The 24,846-nt window shown below is 36.0% G+C and carries 10 protein-coding genes; all 10 read right to left on the bottom strand.

Annotated features, from left to right (window positions below; genetic code table 11):
- Positions 1–8: 8 nt before the first annotated feature.
- Positions 9–3,383 (bottom strand): SusC/RagA family TonB-linked outer membrane protein, encoded by a 3,375-nt coding sequence (locus ACODST_RS11945; RefSeq protein WP_488932330.1) that lies wholly within the window; start codon positions 3,381–3,383, stop codon positions 9–11.
- Positions 3,384–4,042: 659 nt separating this feature from the next.
- Positions 4,043–5,029: a pectinesterase family protein gene (locus ACODST_RS11940; RefSeq protein ID WP_488932329.1), complete on the bottom strand. Its 987-nt coding sequence runs from the start codon at positions 5,027–5,029 to the stop codon at positions 4,043–4,045.
- Positions 5,030–5,155: 126 nt separating this feature from the next.
- Positions 5,156–7,174 (bottom strand): aceric acid hydrolase, encoded by a 2,019-nt coding sequence (locus tag ACODST_RS11935; protein ID WP_488932328.1) that lies wholly within the window; start codon positions 7,172–7,174, stop codon positions 5,156–5,158.
- Between the two features lie 316 nt (positions 7,175–7,490).
- A complete protein-coding gene (locus tag ACODST_RS11930; RefSeq protein ID WP_488932327.1) occupies positions 7,491–9,950 on the bottom strand; it encodes a pectate lyase family protein in 2,460 nt (819 codons plus the stop codon).
- Positions 9,951–9,965: 15 nt separating this feature from the next.
- Positions 9,966–12,296, bottom strand: a complete 2,331-nt coding sequence (locus ACODST_RS11925; protein ID WP_488932326.1) for a DUF5703 domain-containing protein — start codon at positions 12,294–12,296, stop codon at positions 9,966–9,968.
- A 268-nt stretch (positions 12,297–12,564) separates the two neighbouring features.
- Positions 12,565–13,989 (bottom strand): sialate O-acetylesterase, encoded by a 1,425-nt coding sequence (locus ACODST_RS11920; RefSeq protein ID WP_488932325.1) that lies wholly within the window; start codon positions 13,987–13,989, stop codon positions 12,565–12,567.
- Between the two features lie 379 nt (positions 13,990–14,368).
- Positions 14,369–17,809: a glycosyl hydrolase gene (locus ACODST_RS11915; RefSeq protein ID WP_488932324.1), complete on the bottom strand. Its 3,441-nt coding sequence runs from the start codon at positions 17,807–17,809 to the stop codon at positions 14,369–14,371.
- 309 nt (positions 17,810–18,118) lie between these two features.
- Entirely contained in the window at positions 18,119–21,448 is a 3,330-nt protein-coding gene (locus ACODST_RS11910; protein ID WP_488932323.1) for a glycoside hydrolase family 2 TIM barrel-domain containing protein, read from the bottom strand.
- A 221-nt stretch (positions 21,449–21,669) separates the two neighbouring features.
- On the bottom strand, positions 21,670–22,797 hold the full coding sequence (locus ACODST_RS11905; RefSeq protein WP_488932322.1) for a glycoside hydrolase family protein: 1,128 nt from the start codon (positions 22,795–22,797) through the stop codon (positions 21,670–21,672).
- Between the two features lie 226 nt (positions 22,798–23,023).
- Positions 23,024–24,700 carry a hypothetical protein gene (locus ACODST_RS11900; RefSeq protein ID WP_488932321.1) on the bottom strand — a complete coding sequence of 559 codons (1,677 nt, stop codon included), beginning with the start codon at positions 24,698–24,700 and terminating at the stop codon, positions 23,024–23,026.
- Positions 24,701–24,846 lie beyond the last annotated feature (146 nt).

Genomic DNA, 24,846 nt, shown 5'->3' with positions numbered 1-24,846 from the left:
AATTAAGATTAGAATGTAATGTTTAAAGTAAAAGCCCAGGTTCTAAGCGTAGGATAATTTTCTGACGAACTATCATACATATTACGGTAATGGTTTGGATAAGGATTGTATAAATCCCAAAGGTTATTTCCGGTTACCCCAACTGACCACTTAGCGATATTAATGCTCTTTAAAATTTCTTTTGGCATATCAAATCCTAAAGTTAAATTTCTTACGGTACAACGGAAAGTATCTAACTGCCAGAAATCAGAAGGAACAGCAATATATTCCTGGTTAGCCATATTAGGATATCTTCCGTCTACATTATCATCTGCGTACATGTCATTCCAGAATGTCTCACGTGCCCACATATTATGTGATGATGATGTTCCTTGTTTTACCACATCAATTGCACGGTATCCTCCCCATGATGTAGCGATTTGTGTTTTAAAGAAGAATGATTTAAATCTTCCTCCTAAGTTCGTAGTAAAACCATAAGTTCTGTTTCTGTTCACTAGTTTTACGTAATCCTCATTTTTAGTAATCTGTCCGTTTGGCCCTGCCTGAGTACCATCTGTGCTGTTAAATTGTCCACCTACATCTTCATAAGCTAACATCCCTTTTCTCATATTGGCTACATTTGAAATACCCATATAGTTTGGTGAAACACCAGCAGCAGTTGCACGTTCTGTTAAATAAGACCAGTAGTTGGCAACATCATCATCTGTACGTAAAATACCATCTCCTGTTGAAGTTCCTTTCCAGGTTCTGAATCCCCATTGCGGGAAAAACATAGAACGACCTGCTTCCGTTAAATTGTTAGATGGATGTAATAAAGCTGGTTCCGGGAATTTTTTAACTTCATTATCAGAAAGTCCAAAGTTGATCCCCACGTTATAACTAAAATTTTTATTGATATTGTCTTTCCAGTTTACAGCGAACTCTGCTCCCCAGGAATCAACAGCAGCGTAATTTTCTTCGGCGAAACCTCCTCCTACAGAAATTGGAACTCCCACAACTCCGGCCATACCTGTCAGCATCTCCTTCGATCTGTCATAATAAAAATCCGTTGTTAATGACAATCTGTTTTTTAATAACGTCAAATCAAAACCTAAGTTGTTTTTGATTGTAGTATCCCAGCCTACATTTCTATTTGGTTCTACTCTAGGTGTCACTGCACCTCCTAATGTTCCTCCGTTGTCGCCAAACTGAAACCCTTTGTCTGCAATAACATCATATAGTTTCATCCATCTCCAGGCATTGATATTATCATTACCCGTTTTACCAATAGAATAACGAATTTTAAAGAAATCTACCCATGATACGTTGTTTGCAAACCATTTCTCTTTAGATACAATCCATCCTGCCTGAACTGAAGGGAAGAATCCCCAATAGTTTTCAGGTGCAAATTTTGTAGAGGCATCACTTCTGAAAATGAACTGAAGCATATATCTTGATTTATAACTATAGTTCACACGTCCTAAATAAGAAAGAGTTCCCTGTTCTCCTTTTAAAGCTGTTGAGTTAGTACTTAAAGTACCGGCTGTCTGATAAGATCCCGCATAATCTTTACCTGTATTTTCGAAAGCTAAACGTGTACTTTTGTACTCTGACTCAGAACGCTCAACCGAAAACATCGCTCCTATCTCATGATTATCAAATGTTCTGTTATAATCCGCAAAGAAGTTGGCCTGCATAGATTTAGAAAAATACGAGTCATAATATACTCTTGAGTTTCTGGCATTTGTTTCAATTAAATAATCACCATCTGGATTGGTTGTAAGATTATATACAGTTGGATCAGCTGCACTGGCAAGGTGGTTATCCTGAGTTTCATAATTTCTGATTCTCGCCAAATCAAATGGTAACTGAACCTGCTCTGTACTTACAGAACTCTGAGTTCTTGAATAAGTTCCTTTAAGAGATAATCCTTTTATGAAAGGAACTTTATAATTTAAGGACATATTTACATTGTATGAAAAATCGTTTGTAGTTTGTTTAGAACCACTGTTCATAGCTGCAAAATAGTTCCATCCTGCAATGGTATTGTTTGCATTTGCAGATCCTAAATTACGGTCTGTACGGGCAAACGGAGACATATAATACTGCTGCCCTCCTACTGTAGTTTCCCAGGGAATGTATTTAGGCATATGAAGTAAAAATCCATAATCTGCCTGTTCTCCACCCGATGCCGATGCATAACTGCTATCGTTGATATTTGCTGAAGCTTTTGTAAATGACTTTTCGATATCTCCTGAATTACCGGACACTGCAGCAGAAAAATCTAATGAGTTAGTAATCTTCGCTGTCATACCTGTACGGAAATTCCATTTATTGTAATCTTGTTTTCCTAAGTTAGCTCCCTGTGTAAAGTAGTTAATACCTGCAAAATACGTTGCTTTTTCTGTACCACCACTTACACTTAATGTATGCTTTTGCTGAATAGCAGGTCTCCATGCTTCTTTAAGCCAGTCGTAATTAAGATCTTTCATCTGTTCTAATTCTGAGTCAGAGAAAAGATTTTGTCCATTGGTACCTATATTATTTGAGCCTTTAAAAAATCGGTTAGAAAAAACTCCGAAATCATACGCAGACATTGTCTTACTGTGGCTCACAGCGTCATTCACTGCAAACTGACTAAAATAAGAGAACGTTGGAACTCCGCTTTTTCCTCTTTTCGTTTTAACTACGATTGCTCCCTGAGAGGCACGAGAACCGTAGATAGCTGCAGAAGCATCTTTTAAAACGGTCATGCTTTCTATCTCCGACGGATCTAATCTGTTGAACGCATCCAAAGATGGTTTACCAGTTGCAGGATCAACCTGAATCATGTCATCAATAATAATTAAAGGTGTTTTTGTACTTCCGTCTTTTGAGAAACCATAAGTCTGACGAATTTCTAATGATGACTGATCACCAGGACGGCCTCCTCCATCGATAACACTCAAACCAGGTACCTGACCTCTTAAAGCTTCAGACAGGTTTGAAACCGGAAGTTCCTGAATGTCTGATGCATTAATTGTAGCAATTGCTCCGGTAAGTTTCTCTTTTTTCTGAGCACCGTATCCTACTACTACTATATTCTGTAACTCGTTTGAATCTTCTGTTAATTTAACATTCACATTAGTACGGGTTCCAATTGGCACTTCTTGTTTTCTCATTCCAATAAAAGAAAAAACTAAAGTAGCATTTGGTTTTACTTTAATTTGATATTGCCCGTTAAAATCTGTCGTAACCGTATTCTTTGTAGATTTCTCTGTTACGTTTACTCCTGGCAGTAAACCTGATACGTTATCAGTCACAGTTCCTGTTACTGTCACCTGACTAGAGTTTTGAGCATAACTCATCACAGTCATCAGTGCAAACAATAGAAAACTACATCTTTTTAAAAGTGCTTGTTTCATAAATGCTTTTGTTTTGGTTAGGTTATTATTTTGTGTTAGTTAGTCATGTTAAATGCATTTTTATAAAATCTTAAACGATTTCGAAGTAACTCAATCGTTTGAATTAAATGTTCAAAACACATTTATTTAATATTCCAAAAATATAACGATGATATATTAGAACCGTCCTGCTCTATCCTGTTTTGAAAGCGGTATTTCAAAAAAAATCACCTAAAAAAAACAATATTGATAAAAAACAGCATGAAAAAATATCTGTCCTTAAAAAATGGAAGTAAATGTTTGCACAAACCAAAATATGCGAACCTATTTTTACGCAAAAGAAGCAAAAAATTCAGTAAAAACAAGCAATTCTTAACTTTTATGCAAAATTAATTATTCTGATTTTTGACACATAAGTACTTAAGATTATTTGTTTTAATTGTTAAAAAGTAGATTAAACACAAAAATAATTCAAATTTTACAGTAAAAAACTTACAGTAAACTATGCCGACTCATCTCTTAAATTCTTAAAAAAAATATAATTATTTTTCATTTTTAAACGTAATTTCTGATTAACGAAAATTAAATAGATCCTTGATCTAATCAAGAGATAAAAAAGCCTGCTATCCTAAACAAACTGTCATGATAGCAGGCATAATGTAATTTTTAAATTGCTTGAGTTACCGAACAGGATTCCATCCATTTAAAACTAAATCTTTATTGTATTTCTGTATATCCTCTTTTTTTAACTGATGCGACCATGATACTCGCTGCGATATATTTTTGGCACTCGCTCCTTTGCTTCCGTATTCAGCATAATAAGCCGTTTTGTCTTTGTCCGGAAACCTTGTGTCTATCCAAGCATTCCAACCTTCCGGAATAATGTGTGAGCCCAAATCGGTATTGATAAAAACCGTTTGCGCATAAGGTCTCCAAGGTCTTCCTAAGAAAACTTTGTCCACCGATTTTTCTTTTGCAGTAAGTTTACAATCAACAAAAACAAAACCATAAGCCTGTCCTTGCGGAGTTGAAGCCGCTGTAATGTAGGAGTTAACTAAACTTTCAATAGTACATTTATAAAAATAAGCTGTAGCAGCTCCAAAAATAAAATCGGTTGTACCGTTGATAAAACAGTTTTCAAAATAGATACGAGTTTTTTCTTCAGATAAATAAAGCGTATCCTGATTTGCTAAAAGATTGCAATTCTTTACAATAACTCTGTCACCTTTAATATGAAGTGCTACAGCCTGCCCCACTCTTCCAGCCGTATTTTCAACAGTTAAATTTTCGAGTGTGCAATCATTTCCTTTAATCATAAAAGAATATGAAGTTCCAGTTCCAAAAGCAGTTTTCCCCGATGGATCTGGTTCACGAAGTGGTTTTCCTGAATAATCATCAAATGAAATAATGGTTTTATTTCGATCTGTTCCTTTTAAAGTTATAAATGGTTTTGAAACAGGAATTTCCAATTTCTCTACATACTTTCCAGGCTTTATAGTGATTACAACTCGCTTTTCGGAATTATCTTTTACATTATTTATTGCTTCCTGAATAGTTTTAAAATCTCCCGAACCGTCTTGGGCAACGGTTAATGTGAGTTTATTATCGAGCGTTTGGGCTGATAGAGAAAGTGTAGTTGTTAAAAATAAGGTTAGAATATATTTCATATGTTTTTTATTTAAGATTGTAGAGACGCACTGCAGTGCGTCTACGTCACGTTTACACATTCTCAAAAACACGTAAGACGCACTGCAGTGCGTCTCTATGGAAAATAGGAATATTATTTTTATCTTTTAATGCGACATCCAAACCGTCATCTCGCCTTTTCCTTTATTTCCCCATGCAAAATAAGGAATCAATCTTACTTGTATCGTATTTTCATTTTTAGCAGAAAGTGGTTTGTACAACGTTTTCTCCCATGAATTATTTGAATTTATAACAGCTTCAGCATCAATACTCACTAAGTTTCTATTGTTTAATGTAAAAGGATTTGTTGTAAATTTCGATTTTACATTTAAAGCCACATCATTCACACTAATTTTGGCAGGCAGTTGATCCGATTCTAAACAATATACCAAAGGTCCTCTTTTTACAGCAACCTGATTTTTAACTTCTTCCACTAACGGATTGGCTTCCATCAACTCAACTGGCATTGGGAGATTCAATTCAATAACATCTCCTTTTTTCCATTTTTGATTCAATTTCAAATAAGTTCCAGAAACAATTTTATCTGTAATTTTTGAATTGTTTACCGAAACTTCAGCATTTTGGCTCCAACCCGGAATTCTTAAAAAGAAATTCTGCAAATCTTTTGGAGCTTTTACAATTTTCAAGGTTATTTTTCCATCCCAAGGATAATTGGTTTGCTGTTCAATTTCTAATGTTTCTCCGTTAATGGTTTTGGTATTCAAAGTATTACTTCCATATAAATTTACGAACAAACCTTCTTTGGAAAGACTGTAAGCATAATTTCCGACTTCGGCAATTGTTCGAGTTACGTTTGGCGCACAACAGTTTGACAAAGCAATATAACCTTCGCGTTCATTGCCCCATCTTTGATGAAATGGCAAATCATTTGAAACATTCAAAGGATTGTTGTACAGAAATTTTTCTCCTTCCAAATCCATTCCCGAAAGTACGCTGTTGTAAAGTGCTAACTCTACAATATCAGCATATTTGGCATCTCCCGTAATTTGAAGCATTCTCCAATTCCATAAAACATTTCCAATATTGGCACAAGTTTCGGTATGTGCTGTTGCATTTGGCAATTGGAAAGGTCTTCCATACGCCTGATGAATTTTCTGCACCACCGTTGGATCATAAGAAGTTCCGTCTGGCGAAACCCCATCGTATAAAGAACCGCACCCTCCCGTAATGTACATTTTGCGATACGTTACATCATCCCAAATGGATTCTAAATTGTCTAATAATTTCTTTTCACCTGTTTCAGCATATAAATCGGCAATTCCTGCGTATAGATAATTTGCTCTTACAGCGTGTCCCATTGCAGTGGTTTGCTGTCTAAAAGGAACTCTATCCTGATTATCATCGGTTCCGTCATTTGTAGTTCCGCGAATATCAATTAGATTATTAGCCAATTCCAGATATTTTGGATCTTTTACCGTTCTGTACATTTCAACAATTCCCATATAGTGAGACGGACAAATCGCATTTCTAGCCAATTCTGGCGATGCTTTTTTATAAAAATCATACAAGAAATCAGCAACTCCTTTGGCAATATTCAGAAAGTTTGTTTTTCCTGTGGCACGATAATGAATACAAGCTGCGGTCATTAAATGCCCCATATTGTATTTCTCGAAACCCAATTGTTTTTTTACTTCTTCCGGACCTAAAGTTCCCCAGCGTTCATCAATTAAAACTGGTGTATGGATATAACCGTCTTTACGCTGTACTTTCGCGAAAAGCGCAATGGCTTTATCCATTTCAGCATCGAGTTTTTTATCTTTTGTAACAGCGTACGTTGCCGCCATTCCTTCAAAAATCTTATAGAAATCACCATCATGAAACGAAGGGCCTTTAAAAGCTCCTTTGCTTAATCCTGCTGCAATTTCGAAGTTTTTGTAAGCATGCGAAACTTCATCGTTATGATACAAATCCCACATATACGGCAAGGTATTTTTAGTTTCTACATCAAATTGTTCTTTCCAGAATCCGTTTGTCCATTTTACATCTTGTAAGCCTACGCTTTGTAATTTAGAATATGGACTTTCTGAATTGGCTACCAAACCCTTGTTTTGTGCAAAGATTACGGTTGAAAGAAATAAACTTGAGATGATGATATTCTTTTTCATTTTGATATTATTTTTATCTGCTAGATCTTCCAAATCTACGAGAGATTAAGTTTTCCCGCAGATTTAGCAGATTGTGCTGATTTAATTTTTTTAATCTAATCTGCAACGTATTTTTTTTCACGCAGATTCTTCGGATTTAAGCAGATTTATTTTTTGATTTTTATTTCTTGTCTAAAATCTCCTCAATCTGTTAAATCTGCGAGAGAATATTTTTTCGAACATATTCTGCAGATTTAAACAGATATTTATTGATTTTTATTTTAGGATAAAATCTGCGCAGATCTGCCAAAATCTGCATAATCAGCGTGAAACCTTTTTATTTAATAAAGAAATTAATAGTTCTGCTCATTGAATCTCCGTCTGCATCTTTTACCGTTACTACGAAAGAAGCGAAACCTTTATCTGAAGCCGTGAACTGAATTTCTTTTCCTTTTAAACTCGCTTTTCCATTTTTTACTTCTGAGAAAGTGTAAACCGGTTTATTTTCAAAACCTTTGAAATAATCTGCCACATTTAAAACTTTCTTATCTTTTAAATTGATAAAATAATGAGGCTGAGCCAACCAATCTAAATAATTATCCAACTGCGTAAATCCGTCTTTATCGGTATCTGAATTCGCATCTGAAAAATCTCCAGAAGCGGAGTTTTCATTCAATCCAAAAGCTTTTTCCCACCAGTTTGGCAAACCATCATGATCGGTGTCCCAATCTGCTGGACGAGTTTCTGAAGCAAAATTTGGCCATCCTCCTGCATCCTGCTCGTTATCAATCATGCCGCCTAAACCGCTTTTGCTTCCTTTGTAAGTAAAAGTTCCTTTTAAAGTTTCATTGATAATTCGGTTATCATGCTTATCAAAAAACGGCTGATTTGCCCCAACATCTGAAAGTACATTTTTATACGCACCTTTAGCCGATTGCGTATTTACATAAGAAGGAAAAAATGGTTTATCAACAAAAGTTTCATATGCTACTTTTTCATTATTGCTTATCGTAGATTTTCTTCCTTTATCTTGAGATTTCTCATCAAAATAACCCGGCATTATATTTCCGTCAAAATAGTAGCGTTGCATTCCTTTTCCAACACCTTCGTGCTGTGCATTTAAAGCTACGAATATCGTAGTTGAAGCACCCGGTTTATAATAATTGTTTACAAAATTTACTTCATTAGCACCACCGTCAGTTGTTCTTCCTCCCCAATTGTAAACCACGTTGTTTGTGATATCCAGCCTTCCTGTGTAATAACCGTCTCCATTTAAACCTCCGCCAATACTCCAGTTACGACCTTGGTTGTGTGCCAGTAAATTATGGTGAAAACTTCCAATATCTCCGCCAATCGTTGCTGCAAAACCGTGCATTTTTCCAGCAGGATACTTATCATGTCCCGCAACGTTTAAAGCTTCTGAAATTAAAGTTCGCTGTAGCGTAATATGATGCGCTCCTCGCGAACTAAACGATTCATCGATCGTCCAGCTGATAGAGCAATGATCAATAATACTGTAATCAGCACCCGTTAATCCCATTCCGTCAAAAGTAGTTCCGCCTCCGATTCTCACTTTTAGAAAACGAATGACACCATCATTTCCTGTCAATCCAATTGGCGCTCTGCTAATCGTAATTCCTTCGCCTGGTGCTGTTTGTCCCGCAATAGTAATATAGGGCTGATTTGCTACTAATCTCGAAGCTAACTTGATATTTCCCGAAACATTGAAAACAATGGTTCTTGGTCCAATTTCCTGATTGATCGCATCACGTAAACTTCCTGGTCCGTCATCATTTAAATTGGTTACTTCAATTACTTTTCCGCCACGTCCACCAACAGCATAACGACCGTAGCCTTCTGCACCCGGAAAAGCCAATTGTGCAGGTTTAAACGACCAAACGTTTCCTAAAGTTACTTCGCCGTTATTATCCACTTCATCAACTCTCCAATAGTAAGTTGTACCGGTGTATAAATCAGAAACTGTAAAAGATTTCTCCGTTAGTTTTCCTTTAAATTCTTTTGAAGCTTCTGTTGCATTTTCTACTGCATTCTTATCTATGCCAAAATATAATTTATGAGAAGCCACATTTTTTACAGCATCCCATTTTAGAATTAAAGTTTTGCCCACTTCAACATGTTCATCTCTATTTTTTGGTTCCGGAGTTCTGGCCTGATTCATTAAATTTGGCGTATCAATTTCAAAACCATTGATTACAATCTGTTTTATAATATCTGGGTTTGAAGTAGGATCAATTTCAAAACGAACGATTACATCCTTACCTTTTTCAGCATTAAAAGTAATGTAAGCCATTGAAGCATCAACTTTAGCATTGGCTCTCTGACTTGCATTTACAGTTTCCTGAAGTTTTCCGTTTACGAAGATTTTGATTGGAGAAAAAGTTTTCCCTGTAATCACATCAAAAGCGTTGTGAAAAGTTAAAAGTGTATGCTTTCCTGCTTTCAGTCCGCTGATTTTCAATTCTAAATTTTCAGCTGTAACCAAACCATCGCTTCCTAATCTATTGTAATATGGAGCGCTCATTCCCACTTTATACCATTTTGAAGTAAAGTTTCCTTTTAATTTAAAACTTACTCCATTAAAAGTTTTCTGGTCTTCTTTTCCTTCATTAATTACCCACGAATCATAACTCGGATCGTGAACTTCTTCTAGCTTTCTTTGATAAAAGTCAAAATCGACTTTTACGATTTGTTTATCAGTATTTGGAACTGATTGTGCTTGTCCGTTTGTGGTCAAAAATAGGGACAAAACAGCACCACTTATTAATTTCTTAATCATTTTTGTTAGTAATAGTTAGTTTAATTTCGTTTTCTCTGCATCAGATTTTCCTAACAGATTTATAATGTCTTTTTTTCGTTCTTCCGGAATTACTTTTAAAAGCTTCAATTCTCCATTTAAGAGTTCGGCTTCAATTGTAGTGTTTTGTTTGGCATATAATTTAAAATGGACGTTCCATTCTTTTGGCCAGGCTGGAAAAAGATAAATCTTTCCGTCTGTTTCCTGCAAAAGCATTTCCTGCATGCCAATCATCCCCGATCCGCCCCAATTATGATCTGGAACCCAGTCAAATCCTGGTCCCCAGAAAGCTGGAAAACGTCTATCCGAGTTGGCCATTTTCATTGTATTATATTTCATCGCTTCTTTGGTTAAACCCAAACGAGCCGAGAAAATATTATCTTGCTTCCATCCTACGTGGCTTCTGAATTTTAAAGCATCTAAATCGTATTTCCATGTATTTAAAGCGGTTTCTAAATCAGGTTTTCCAATGCCGTAAATTCCCCACGGATAAACAGGATACAATTGCGGAACTTCCGAATTATTAACCCTTTCCCAAGTTTTAGCAGGAAGTAAAACTTTATGATTTTTAATCTGTCCAAAATTCAAAGGCGGAATTCTAGTTTGGAAAGCTTTTAAATATTCTGAATCTTCTTTGGACAATTGATTTCCCGAAAGGTTTAAAAGACTTTCTGTAATTACCTGTAAAGCCGAAATTGTACTATTGGCATTATTTGCCATTTTATAAGTTTCTGCTCCTGAACCCGGAAAAAGAATTAATTTTCCGTTTCCATCCAAAGCTTTTCTGCCTCTTTGTTTGGCTAAATATTGATAATGTTCATCAAAAAATCGAAGACAGCTTATAATAAATTGATTGTATTTCTGAATGTCTTCTCCCGCATATTCTTTTTGCTGCAACATCATTTGGCAGAATTCAAAAACCGTATCCCATTCGTATTCCAGCCAAGCGTTATATTCCATTCCCGGATCGTAATCTGCGGGACGTTTCCATTCGTATTCGGCAGGATTTGGAAGTCCGAAATTTTCTAATTGTTCCGTGAAAGATACTCCGTTATGATTCCAATATACTTTTGAACGTAATTCAGCATTTTTTTGAAGATTCAAATAATAATCTAGTTGCGATTTCATCATATCAAAATCTCCGCTTTTTACCATCGGAAAATAAACTAATCGCTGATTTTGAGCAGTCATGGTTCCGCCTCCCCAGTTTCTGAAATCGGGTGTAAAATCCAGATCTTTGTTGGTGTAAACAGGATCAACTGTAAAAAGTCCGCCGTTGAATTTTGTTGGATATTTTCCATACGCATTGCAACCCAACATGTATCTGAACAACTGGTAATTCTGTCCGATTTGATATACTGAATCTTTCTTAATCGATTGATTTTTTTGTGTGAAAATAAAACTACGGTTCCAGAAAGCATTCCACCATTTTTGAGTATTTTTTTCTGCTTGTTTGAAATTGTTTTTATTATCTGAAATCAAACTTTTTAACCCGTTATTCCAAGTCGAAAAATCAGATTGATTGGTATTTAAATAAATTTCTAATGAATGTTTTTTGGAAGGTTTTATACTTGATAAATTAAAGCCTTTAAAATCTGTGGACTGATATTTTCCTAAATACGTTCCGTTTGGCTTCAGATTGTTTCCGGTCATAAAACCACCGAAAGTCAGATTCGCAATTGGGTTCAGCATTTGGTCTTTTACCGATTCCATTTTTTGCTGTTTTACCGCAACATCAAAAACCGTATTTTCTCTGTTTCTGTGGTAAAATTTGATTCCGTTATTTTCAAACGAAATAGAATCTTTATACGTAATAAGTTCTCCCTGAGGTGCCCATTTATAAGAATTGGCATTATTTTCTTTTCCTTTCGGATAACGATTTTGATAACGCCAGCTTTCGTACGAAGCCGTCATTTGCAACGCATTTTTACTTTCTAAATCAACATGAATTATCGGTTTAAAAACATCTACCCAAAGTTTGATTTTAGTATCATTCTGACCAACCAAAACATAACCGTCTTTGAGTTTCAATTCCTGACGAAAACCGTCTTTCCCTTCAAACGGATTCGGACTTAAAGTAACTTTTACACGACCTAATTTCAATAAAGTATTATGCTCATCAAAAGTTCCGCTTCGTGAAAAATAGAAATACAAATCGCCTTTCTCTACCCAAACATTCATACCAATATCACCGCCACTCAAAGGCATAGACTCTGATGAATTATTGCTTTGCGTTGTCCAAACCTGATTGTAATTATCGAGCGCAGGAATTTGCGCTTTAAGGCAAAGCGTGGTAAGGAAAAGTATTATCAGTAATTTATTTCTCATCGTTTTCTTTCCTGCAAGGTTTCCAAAACCTTGTAGGTATATTTTTTTATTTTCTCTCGCAGATTTGGCAGATCTTGGAGATTTATTCTCATTTTTTGTCATTTCGACTGAAAGGAGAAATCACACTAGAAACTCCGCAACAATAGTCACCAATCTTTGTCGAGTTACTTGCGGAGATCCCTCGTTCCTCGGGATGACAAACTAGACGTTAAACTCATAATTCAAAACACCTACAAGGTTTTGAAAACCTTGCAGGAGCATCCGTATATTACCATTCGTCTGTTCTAAACGAAGAAACCGGCAAACCTCCGCCACTAAACAATTCCGCTTTAGCGAAATCTTTCCATAAATAACGAACTGCCACTGGATTTTTTACTTTATCAGAAGTCAAAACCACTGATTTTCTTCTTACAGCCGTTTTCGCTGGATAAAAAACTTTGTCTTCTCCTGCTATTTCAAAACCCGTTACTTCTTTATCATAAGATGTAATTCCGTTATTAACATCATCAAAAGAAACCGTTACAGCGCCATCTTTTATTTCCATCGATTTATATTTCGGACTTTCGTATTCAAAACCTTCAATTCCATAAGTTCTTGCCAAAGCCTGAAAAGCCAGACGATTTCCGCCTTTTTCTTTGTCCATTGGGTGAATGCTGTTTTCTTCTCCAACATCCATTAAAACCGCCATTGCTGAATTAGGAATTTCCTTTGAAGCTTTAAACTGCGCTTCTCTCAAATAAGCCGAATTGTATTTTTCTTGATAATCTTTTGGATGAAAAGAAGCATAATTAAACGGTGCAATCTGCGCATAATAAAACGGGAAATCTCCCTGTTTCCATAACGCTCTCCAACTGCTGACCATTTTCTTCATTAAAGCAGTATATTCAGAAGCTCTTTCGTAATTCGATTCCCCTTGATACCAGATACAGCCTTTGATTCCGTAACCAATTACAGGCGAAAGCATTCCGTTAAACAAAGTCGTCGGCACACGATTTGGATCTTTTGCTAATTCTTCTTTTGTAGTTGGAATCTTAGCGCTGGTGAAATCTTTAAGCATTTCCTGATTCATCCACGCTTCCATGCTTGAACCTCCGTATGCAACATGAATCAATCCCACAGGAACATCTAAAACTTCCTGTAAAAGCGACCCAAAATACCAAGCCGTAGCACTAAAATTGGATGTTGATTTTGGAGAAGCTTCTTCCCATTTCCCTTCGAAATCTTGCAATGGTTCTAAAACGGTTGCTCTTGGAATCGTAATTAAACGAATATTTTTATTGGTTGATCTTACAATAATTTCGTTTCCGTTTTTAACAGGCTGTCCCTGAAAACCTTTCAACGGCATTTCCATATTGGATTGTCCAGAGCAAAGCCAAACTTCGCCCAGCAAAATATTTTTGATGGTTACTTTTTCTGTTTCTTCTGAAACTTCAATGGTGTATGGTCCACCAAAGGAAACCGTTTTTAATTCTGTTTTCCATTTACCTGAAGCGTCTGCTTTTACTTTATAAGTTTTAGAATCCCATGAAGTTTTGATTACAATATTAGCGTTCTTTTCTGCCCAACCCCAAATTGGTGCATTTGATTTTTGCTGCAACATCATATTGTCTGTAAACAATGCTGGCAGTTTGATTTTGGCATTGATTTGAAAACTCGCTAAAATCGTTAATAATACAATAATTGATTTTTTCATTTTTTTGTTTTTTTGCCACAGATTAAAGGATTATTTGGATTTTTTTATCGCCACGAATTCACGAATTTTCCTCAATTCTTATTCTAAAAATAATTCGTTAATTGTTTCGCCCGTTCGCTATCGCTCGGGTCGTGGCTAATATTTAATCTGTGTTAATCATTTTAATCTGTGGCTAAATTTTTATTTATTCTTTTATTTTACATGAATCATCCTATTTATTCATCGGGTTAAAACCCGACGCTACAATATGAATCGTTCCTAGGGAACTTTTACATTATGCAAGAGAGCCATTGGCTCGAAACATTTTCTAAGGCTGGACTTTAGTCCAGTTTATAATACTAAACACGATAAAAAAGAGCTGTAGGCTCGGTACATATATCTATTTCTCTTGTAAAATCACAACCGGCCCCAATAATCCTGCTTTTAGCAACGGTTCTCCTTCTAAACGAAAGGGCGCTGTTGTCCATGTTAATCTTTCTTCTTTTGGTAATTTTTGATCGCCAATTAATCTGTTTCTCCAGGTATTTGTGACTTTAATTTCTATTGTATTCTTTCCTTTTTGTAAAGTTTTTGAAATGTCAGTTTTGAAAGGAAAAGTCCAAAGTGTTCCGCAGTCTTTTCCATTGATTTTGATTTCAGCCATATTCGAGATTTCACCTAAATCGAGCCAAATTTTATCTGTGCTTTTTCCTTTCCAAACAAACTCTTTTTTATAAACTACAGTTCCCGAATAATACTTAATTTGACCATTTTCTGAAGTACTCCAATCAAAAAGCTTGTTTGTTTTTACCACTTCTTTCGGACCTTTAAAAGCTGGATCAAACTGCAATTCCCAATTTTCATCTAAAGTCTGAACTTTCTCAAATTCAGATGATTTTCCATTTGCTAAAGCTTCTTTCGTTTCATCTTTAAAAATCACAAAACCAGATTCATTGGCATCTAAAGTTATCGAAACAATTGCTCTTCCGTTTTCTATTTTCCAATTGGCTAAAGCCGAAGTTTGATCTGTAACCGGATTATACCATTGCGGCACTTTTCCTGAAATTCTAAAAGAAGCATCAAATGATCTTTTTTCATTCTTTTGATTCGAAAGAAAATATAAATCTTCGCTTTCTGATTTTCGGTGTGTGTATGCAATAGTTTCTGAATCTGCTCTGGTTAGATTTGGAAAATAAATATCCTGAGTAATTCCGATTGAAGCAAAATCATTTCCTAAATACGGTAATTTAACAACTGTTCCTTTTCCAATTTTCCATGTTGAAGAATTGGAATTATTCCAAATTTCATCAATTATATTCTGCCATTTTTTTTGCTCGGCTTCAGAATGGATTCCAGGTTGAAGATTCGGTTTTTCATCCACAAAAACAGTTCCACCGTCTTTTAGCAATTGCAGGATTTTTTCGGCGGAAGCCAAAGAAAGCATCTTATTCGGTGCCATTTTATGACTTCCCGGAAAGAATAAAGCGCCGTATTCGATTCCGCCATCAAACGAAATTTTTCCGTTTACCACTTTCGCACGATTAATTAAAACATCGGCATTGAAAGAATCGTATTGATACCCATTTAGCGGATTAATCCATTGTGATAAATCCGTAATATTTTTAGAATAAGTGACTTCTTTTGGCATTTTTGCTGTTGGCTGACCTTCATTTTCTAAACGGATTTTCTCGCTTTCCAATTTTTCCTTTCCAAAAACATTCGGAATAAAAGGAACCAAACGATCTGGAACAAAAGAACGGGACGGAAAATCTTCTCCAATAAAAACGGCCAAATCAATTACAGGTCTTCCTTTTTGCAATTGAAACTGTACTCTTTGACAATAATCAAACCACGATTTTCCGGGTTTCCACCAAGTTTGGTCTCTTTGAAAAAAAGTCCCGATATCGTCTAAAGTCATTCCGGGTTTTCTGTCCGTCCACGGATTATGGACAAAAACGTGATAGAATAAACGGTTAATTCCTAAAGCATAATTCCGGTCTGCCGTTGTTTTTAGATTTCCGGGATGTTCGTCCCAATCCATTCGCAGAGCTGTAAAAGATTCTGCCTGAATAATATCTTTTCCATAAATATGCCCGCCCGAAATGGCATCAACCATGTCAAAAGGTTTATCGTGGGTTGGGCTTTTTAGCCAAAATTCACCACTTGGATAATCTACAAATTTATAATGAAGCAATGCATCACTAGTTACTACAGGCGCCACATTTTCGGCACTTAATTTTATGTTATTTTCTTTAGCGATTTGCGCTACAGTTCCGTAGAAATTATCGGCAACCAAATCGGCTATTGTTTTACGAACATCGTATAAAACCTTTTCTGAAAAATCGGCACTTTCTACTGGAATTCCTGCCATAACTGGAAGATAATCGACAAGATCGTAGCCACGTCTCTTTTTAAATTCCGCCTGAAAAACCGAAGACCAGTTCTGGCTTCCGCATTCCCAACTATCAAAATGAAGGATTTCAAGAACTTTCGAAGCTAATTCTGGTCCAGCAGAACGAACGGCTTCTCCAAACCAATGATTCAACTGAAAACGAATTAATTCTGGGTTAAATTTGTCTACTTCCAACCCTTTTCCTGCTCCGCCAGTTGCATTTTCATGTCCTGTCGAAGTATGTCCCATTCGGATAATTTTCCATTTTCCTTTTGGTGCTTTCCAATTCAAATTCCCATCAGCATCAACAAAATTGGAAATATTGATAATTTCTGCTTTTTTGAATGCATCAGAATCTGGAATTTCTTTTTCAGTAGTTTGCGGAGTTAAACGCCAAATTGCTCCTGATTTTCCTTCGTAATTATTAATCAGTGATTGATTTGAAAGTATTATTTTACTCACTTTCAGATTTTGTTTCCACTTTGCAAAATCCAAATCTTCTGCTCCAGGTTCTGTCCCTTTTGGATCATACACAAATCGGAAATATTTTGCCGTAACAGGCATAATCGTATGTGTATTCGGGAAATCCATGTCTTGCCAGCCGTGACGTGGTGCGATCATTCTTTCGTGGAATCTAAAATTAGCTCCGTCATCGCTCACCTCTATAATCAGACGTTGTGCCTGAAAGTCTCTTCCTTTGGTTTCAATGACAATTGATTTGCAAGTAAATGGCTGTACAAATTCGTACTGAATCCAGCCTGCATCGGCAAACTTGAAGTTTTCGTCTTTTTTAGGATCAGCCAAAAACGAGGCATCGGTATTGTTTGATGTGGTTACTTTTGGCAGTTGCATCTGCGAAGTGATTTCGTATTCTTTTATCGGAATCGCAAAAGTGGCAATGTCTTTATAATAGTCTTTGTAATGTGATGGAACTGGCAGTTTTAAATCCACTTTTTTTCCACCTAAAATTTCAGTTGTTGACCAGACTACTTTCTGCATCGACATTTCTGGCGTAATCCACGGTCCACCGGCAACGGCAAATCCGTCAGCTCCGTGAAAAGCTAGTTTCAATCCTAAACGATCTGCTTCTTTAAAAGCCCAATGAATCATGTCCCAAAATTCAGGCGTCAACTGTAAAACTGGTGGATCTAGCAACGGCGGATTTGCCGGCCCTTTAATAGTCATTAAATAAGCTCCCGCAATTCCAGCTTGTTTCATGGCTTCTAAATCGGCTGTGATTCCGGGTTTAGAATACGCCGATTTCATCCAATACCAATATACCCAAGGTCTTGAGGATTCTAATGTTGGCTGAAAATTGGTTTCTTTTTTATGGACTTCTTGTGCAGAGATGAGACTTGCAAAAAGAAGAAAAAAGATAATAGTCGAAAGTTGGAAAGTCCAAAGTCGAAAGTCTTTTTTGAAAAGAAAAATGTGGTTACGGTTAGACATTATTGTTATTATTTTCTGTTCGTAAACCCGACAGGTTTTTGAAACCTGTCGGGTTTATATTGTTGTTTTTTTTTGTCATTTCGACGTAAGGAGAAATCACACTAAAAACTCTGCAAAGTATTTCTCCAATCTTTGTCGATATACGTGTGTGATTTCTCGTTACTCCAAATGACAAACTATATCTTTAATCCTTAATTAATTTACAAATCTGCCTAATCTGCAAAATCTGCGGGAAAAATTTACTCTCGCAGATTTAGCTGATTTCGCAGATTACTTTTTAATTTTTAAATCTTAATTTTTAATTATCAACTAATATTTAAACTTCTTCAAACTACTTTCCAATTCATTCTTCGATCCGCTGAAAGGCGTCAAATAAAAACTGTACTCATAATTTCCTGATTTAATCTGATATTGTTCTAATGGTTGTGCAACAATAGTCCAGCTGTCGTTTCCTCCTACTCCCATTTGGATTAAATCGATGTTTAAAGTCAAGAATCCAGGATCTTTTAAATCATACGTATGTCCAGATACGCTTAAATTTTCTTGTGTGTATGGCCATGCACTCATGCTTAGGACTTTGGTATCGTTTACTACTAAAAATCCGTTGTTTTTCTGTGGAGTGCTTAATGCCATCCATCTTACATCACATCGGTTTCCGTTTTCCTGCGGTTTTGGATAATGTTCGATAAAATCATTTATCGGAAGCGAATATTTTCCAACAAACGAACCAAAACTTCTGTCGCTGTAATTTTCTAGTTCTCCTTTTCCATACCATGAAATTTGGTCGAAACTTCTTTTAACGCCCATCTGCATTCCGATTTTTGGAATGTTTGGTAGTTTGTCTGAGGCTTTTAAACTGTAATCTACTTTTATTAGTCCGTTTGGTAAAATGTTGTAAACTACTTTTACGTTCGCACTGTCTTTTATTACTTCGTAATCGCTTGTAATTTTGATTTCTGAAGCTGATTTGTCAATTGAAATATTAACCAATTTTGGTTTTGCTTTATACCACTGTTTCAGCAGTTTTTGTGATTTCCATCCTCGTTTATCGTTGTCTGTAAGTGGTCTTACGAAGTTTGGCAATAAAGGTGTAAAAACTTGTTCTTCTCCGTTAAAAACATACGAACTTAAAGCTCCGTTTGTTTTTCCAATTGTAATATCAAAAGTTTTTCCTTTGATTTTGAAATCGGAATCTGATTCCGAAACGTTCAGTGTTTCTTTTTTAGATTCTGGAGAAACAGCTTCTTTCTTTTTCAATATAAACTGATCTTCTGCGACAGCGTAACCTTTTGAAGCCCAAAGCTCATCTTTTGAAAGCTGGAATTCTATATTTAAAATATATTCAGCATCGGCTTTCATTTTTGGAAAATAAGGACTCACATCTAAAGTTGTCGATTGTCCAGCTTCTACTTTAAATGGTTTTAAAATCTGAGTTTTAATTACATTTCCGTTTTCTAACACTTTTAAAACCGGAATATATCCTTCTAAAGATTTAACAGCCTGACGATTTTTTATTTCTAACTGATTGCCTCTTAAAGTCGAAATCGCTGGCTGATACACCCATTTATTCTCAAAAATGGAGCCTTTTGGTTTTCCGTAAGAATCAACAATTCCTTTTGTATTAAAGTTTCCGTCATGATATTTTTCGCCGAAATCTCCTCCGTGCGCAAAATAATTCTGTCCTGATCTCGAATCAAATTTCACGATTCCCTGATCTTTGAATTCCCAAATACAACCTCCTATAACTCTTGGAAGCGAGCGAAATTCATCCCATAATTCTTTTAAATTTCCAACTGAATTCCCCATCGCATGAGAATATTCAACAAAAATAATCGGTCGTGTATCTTTCTTTTGGTCTACTAAAAATTTTGGTGTGAAAACGCCCGGATAAAAACGGCTGACCATGTCGACATAAGAATCATCCTTTGGGTTTTCGAATCGATAAGCATGATCGATTGTTTTTGGATATCTCGGATCAAGCGGATCGATGTAACCGTCTAATTTTGCATTTCCTTGCGCTGGTTCATAATGAACTGGACGGGTAATGTCGAAATCGTGAACCCAACCCGACATTGCAGCATGATTTGGACCTTTTCCGCCTTCGTTACCTAAACTCCACATTACAACCGATGGATGGTTTTTATCTCTTTCAACCATTCGGATCATTCTTTCCATATAGGCATTTGTCCAAAGCGGATCGTTGCTTAATTTACCGCCTATTCCGTGTGTTTCCTGATTCGCTTCATCCATTACCATAATGCCGTATTGATCGCATAATTCGTAGAAATAAGGATCATTCGGATAATGGCTTGTACGTATAAAATTGAAATTGAACTTTTTAATTGTAGTAATATCTTGTTTGATATCTTCTCTAGTAACCGCTTTTCCTCTTGTGGGATGATGATCGTGACGGTTTACGCCATACACATAGGTTTCTTTTCCGTTGATGAGCATTTTTCCGTTTTCTTTCGAGAATTCAATCGAACGGAAACCTATTTTACAGCTTTTGGCTTCGGTAACATTGCCGTTTTTATCTTTTATCGAAATGACCATCGTGTATAAATTCGGTTCTTCTGAACTCCATTTTTTAGGATTTTTGATCGTTTCTTGGAAGAATCCGAAACGTACATTATCCAAACGAGGATAACTTTCGTTGATTAAATCAATCACAGGTCTTTGAAGCGGTTCTTTGAAGATGGCCGTATTATTGGCATCGTACAACTGAACATGCATCGTATAATCTTTGATTTTTGCTCCTGTCAAATTCTCTACTTTTGGACGTAATTTGAAAATAGCATCTTTATATTCTTTGTCTAATTTCGTTTGAACGAAGAAATCCTGAATACGCAATTTCGGCTCGGCCATAATGAAAACTTCACGTTGGATTCCGCTCATTCGCCAGTGATCCTGATCTTCTAAATAAGAACCATCTGTCCAACGAATTACACGAACTGAAACTACATTTTCTCCTGCTTTTAAATAAGGTGTAATATCAAATTCTGATGGTAGAAAACTGTCTTCGCCATACCCTAAAAATTCTCCGTTTAACCAAACTTCAAATCCTGAACTTACGGCTCCGAAATGAAGCATAACAGTCATATCTTTCCAGTTTTCAGGAACGGTAAAACTTCTTTGATAAGAACCTACTCCGTTATAATCTTTAGGAATATAAGGCGGATTTATCGGTCGAAACGGATAAACGGCACTTTTATAAATCGGATTATCGTAACCTTTCATTTCCCAATTTGATGGAACCTCGATTTTATCCCATCCTGAAACGGTATTTTTATAGAAATCTTTAGAAGCTTCCTTTAAATTTACAGCATATTTAAAATCCCAATCACCATTTAGCATTTGGATTCGGCTCTTGGTTCTGTCGCCTTTTAATGCGTCTTCAATACTTGCATATGAATAAGCAGTTGCTCTTGATGGCTGTCTGTTGATGCTTGTAATTGTTGGATCTTCCCACGGCGCAAATTGATATTTTTTATGCAATTCTGGAACTCCCGCTGGCTCTCCTGTTACGGATTGGGCATGGGTTGTGTAAGATGTTAGAAGTAAAATGAAAAATGTGAATACTGATTTTGGTATCGAAATTCGAAACCTTGAAAAGTTATTTATTTGAAATGGCTTAAACATTATTTTATTTTTAGTATTTTTTGTCATTTCGAGGAACGAGAAATCGCACTAGAAATTCCGCAATTTTAATCGACAATCTTTGTGGTTACGAGTGTGATTTCTCCTTTCAGTCGAAATGACAAAACTGTGTCTTTATTTGTTTTTGAGTAATTAAACCTGACAGGTTTCAAAAACCTGTCAGGTTTAAAACATACTTTATCTTAATACTTTGTACTTTAGTCTTAATTCTTCTTTGTCTTTTTCTCCGGCGGTGCCACAAAATTCAATTTGCTTTTTCCTAAATCTTTAGAGGTTGCGATTGCAATTCCTCTTTGTTCTGCTTTGTTAACCGCGCAGTAAAAATGATAAACAACTCCATCGTGTTTTACGACAAATGATTTATGAGCAAACAAATCATCGTATGGTTCTGATGATTTAACTAAATCATCTCCTTTCCAGTCCGTCCAGTTTACTAGATCATTCGAAACTGCAAAACGGTTAAATGCACCTTGATCCCAGCCTGTCCAAAAGGCTCCAAAATAAAACATTACCCAAGTATCATTAATACGCTGAATATAAGCATCTCCCGAAATTCCTTTATGATGATTGATTAAAGGTTTATCGCCATAACGTTTCCAAGTTTTCATATCATTTGATACTGCCATAGCAATACGCTCAGCACCTTTAGCAGGATTGATACTATCGCCTCTGGCATTGTAATACATGATAAAATTGTGTCCTGTCACTTTATCTTTATCACGAATCACACTGTTTTTGTACATCGTACTATTATCCCACCATCTGGCGTCTTTGTCTTTTGGTGTTAAAACCGGATTTTCTAATCTTTGGAATTCGTGTGGTTTTGTTGGTGCTTCTTTAGTGTAAGCCATTCCGATTGATAAAACGCCTGCTTCGTAACCTTTACTGTCACCGCCAAAATAACTCATCCAATATTTGTCATCGTACTTTTCCCATTCGTAACTTCCGCCCCAAGTTGGATCTTGCAACGAAATATATCCTGCTTTTTGGTTGACGTCCCAATGTTTTTCATTTTCTGAAAAAGACATTACTTTTCCTAGATATTTCCAGTCTAAAAGATTGTCGCTTTCTGCCAGCCAAGTTTCGTAACCTCTTCCATCGTAAATTAAATACGTCATATACCATTTGCCATCTTTTCTAAATACACTCGGACAATCCATTTTGTATGAGTTGTCGGTAGGAACCATCACCAAACCGTATTTATAAGGCGTTTTGATTTCTTCGTAAATCTCCTGCATTACGCTATCGGTAATTTCTCTTTTCTTGTATTTAGTCGCACAGCTGGTTATAGCAAGTGCTGAAATGGCTACGATTAGATATTTAATTTTCATTTTGCTTTTTGTGTATTTTGGTACGCAGATGACGCGGATTTACTTCGTAAAGACACGGATTGTAACGGATTTTTCTTTTTTACTTACATTCTGATTTAAACTAAAATCTGCGTAAACCAGCGTTTTTACGAAGTAAATTAGTTTAATCTGCGTTCTATATTCTATATTCTATTCTCTATATTCTAAAATCTTGCTTCTTGCATCTTACATCTTCCCCACTTCTCTTCTATTTCTTCAATTCTTTTAAACGAGAATCCATTACGTCTTTGTTCAGTTTTACTTTTACCATTCCTGTTGGATGAAATCTTTTTTTCAAATCGATTGCATTGTATACGATTGTGTAAACGTCATTTCCTTCTGGGATTAAACACAAAGGCGTTCGCATAATATCCCACCATTTATCGACTTTAGTTTCTATTGGAAGATAATGTGCTTCTGCCCAGTTCACGCCGTCTGCTGATAATGAATATGCAATCATATTCGGCAAATGATGTCCCCAGCCGTCTGGACCTCCGTCGAAAATCGCAATGTACAAACCGTTTGGTAATTGACTCACGATTGGATTTTCTACAAATAACGGATGCATAGTTTTAATCGGTTCCAAACCTTTATTCATTCTCAACCAAGGACCTTCTAAACTTTTGGATTCGGCTAAAGCCACAAACCAGCCTTTTCCTGATTTTTTCGGATAATCTGCCCATGAATTGAACGGATACGCACCGCTATAAAATCCGAAATATTTATCGCCTACTTTATACGGAAAAAATGAAGCAACTCCTTGACGTCCTTCCCAAGGCTGAGAATCTAATCCTGGTTCCATGATGATTCCCATATCTTTATAAGGACCGCCAATTCCGTTGATTCCGTCTACAGTCGATTCACAACGCCAAATTCTTCCGAATGAATGATTCGGTTCAATTTCTTTACTAACGGTATAAGCCAAATAATAGCCGTACCATTTGTTTGCTTTTTCATTAAAAATTGGCATATAAGACCAAATAGCTGCACGACGATCATTCATCGGATTATCGTCTTCTGTAACAGCGTAAGTTCCGCTTGCTTGGTAAATTGTAGATTCTCTTTTCCAATGAATGGCATCTTTACTTGTCCAATGTCCAATTTTTGTTTTTACACGATCGTAATAATAGTCAACACCTTTTTCTCCTGCTCTTTCGGTTGGAAACATATGATAGGTATCGCCGACTTTTACAACACGTCCGCCTTCAAAACCGCCTTGAATTCCTTCTGTTCCGGACATTCCTTCATCAATAACAGGTTTGTTTTCTCCGCCGATAATTTCGAAAAGCGGTTTTTCATCTGAAAATCCTTCTACAATAAAAGTTGGGTTCCAAAGTTTTCCGTCTGGAAGTTCTGCGTTTCTAGATTTTAAATTTTCAGAAGCTTTTACAACTCCTAAAACTGCAAATAATCCTTTTCCAAAATTTAATGTTTGTGTTCCTTTTGGAAATGAAATCGCATAAACATTTACTAGCGGTAAACCTGTTATCGTTAATCCGTTTTCTAAAACTAATTTGCCATTTTGAAGTTTATCAGCTTGAAGATATTCAGCATTTTTATCCTGAAAAACCCCAACTAAAACAGTTACTGGCTCTTTAAATTTTAATTGTAATGGAGGATTAGTTCCGTTTTTATAGGCTTCTAAAGGAAGTTCAATTCCAGTTAAACCTTGTAATTCCGGAGCTAAACGAACGATATTGTGTTTGCCTCCTGAAAATACATGAGCATATTGTGTGGTTTTGAACGTTTTGCATTTTGATTTTACAATTTCAAATGAGGCTGGTTTCCATGCGGTGGTTTGTGCTGTGGATTGGATGCAGACAGCTAATAACATTAGGAAAGTAGTTTTTAATTTGATGTTGTATTTTTTATTTTTTGAAAACATTGGTTTTTATTTTTTTGTGTCTTGTCATTTCGACCGAAGGGAGAAATCGCATTAGGAATTCCTCAACAGTAGTCGATAATCTTTGTGGTTACGAGTGTGATTCCTCCTTTCAGTCGGAATGACAAACTGGGCGTTATAAACTATCG

This window comes from Flavobacterium sp. FG19 (genome assembly GCF_057809475.1).
Note: the sequence above shows the minus strand (reverse complement) of the source record. Positions and strands in the feature narration are given on the sequence as shown.

What these genes read in the sequence shown, in the direction of transcription:
- ACODST_RS11945 (WP_488932330.1), bottom strand. Translation starts at nt 3,383, where the DNA reads ATGAAACAAGCACTTTTAAAAAGATGTAGTTTTCTATTGTTTGCACTG.
- ACODST_RS11940 (WP_488932329.1), bottom strand. Translation starts at nt 5,029, where the DNA reads ATGAAATATATTCTAACCTTATTTTTAACAACTACACTTTCTCTATCA.
- ACODST_RS11935 (WP_488932328.1), bottom strand. Translation starts at nt 7,174, where the DNA reads ATGAAAAAGAATATCATCATCTCAAGTTTATTTCTTTCAACCGTAATC.
- ACODST_RS11930 (WP_488932327.1), bottom strand. Translation starts at nt 9,950, where the DNA reads ATGATTAAGAAATTAATAAGTGGTGCTGTTTTGTCCCTATTTTTGACC.
- ACODST_RS11925 (WP_488932326.1), bottom strand. Translation starts at nt 12,296, where the DNA reads ATGAGAAATAAATTACTGATAATACTTTTCCTTACCACGCTTTGCCTT.
- ACODST_RS11920 (WP_488932325.1), bottom strand. Translation starts at nt 13,989, where the DNA reads ATGAAAAAATCAATTATTGTATTATTAACGATTTTAGCGAGTTTTCAA.
- ACODST_RS11915 (WP_488932324.1), bottom strand. Translation starts at nt 17,809, where the DNA reads ATGTCTAACCGTAACCACATTTTTCTTTTCAAAAAAGACTTTCGACTT.
- ACODST_RS11910 (WP_488932323.1), bottom strand. Translation starts at nt 21,448, where the DNA reads ATGTTTAAGCCATTTCAAATAAATAACTTTTCAAGGTTTCGAATTTCG.
- ACODST_RS11905 (WP_488932322.1), bottom strand. Translation starts at nt 22,797, where the DNA reads ATGAAAATTAAATATCTAATCGTAGCCATTTCAGCACTTGCTATAACC.
- ACODST_RS11900 (WP_488932321.1), bottom strand. Translation starts at nt 24,700, where the DNA reads ATGTTTTCAAAAAATAAAAAATACAACATCAAATTAAAAACTACTTTC.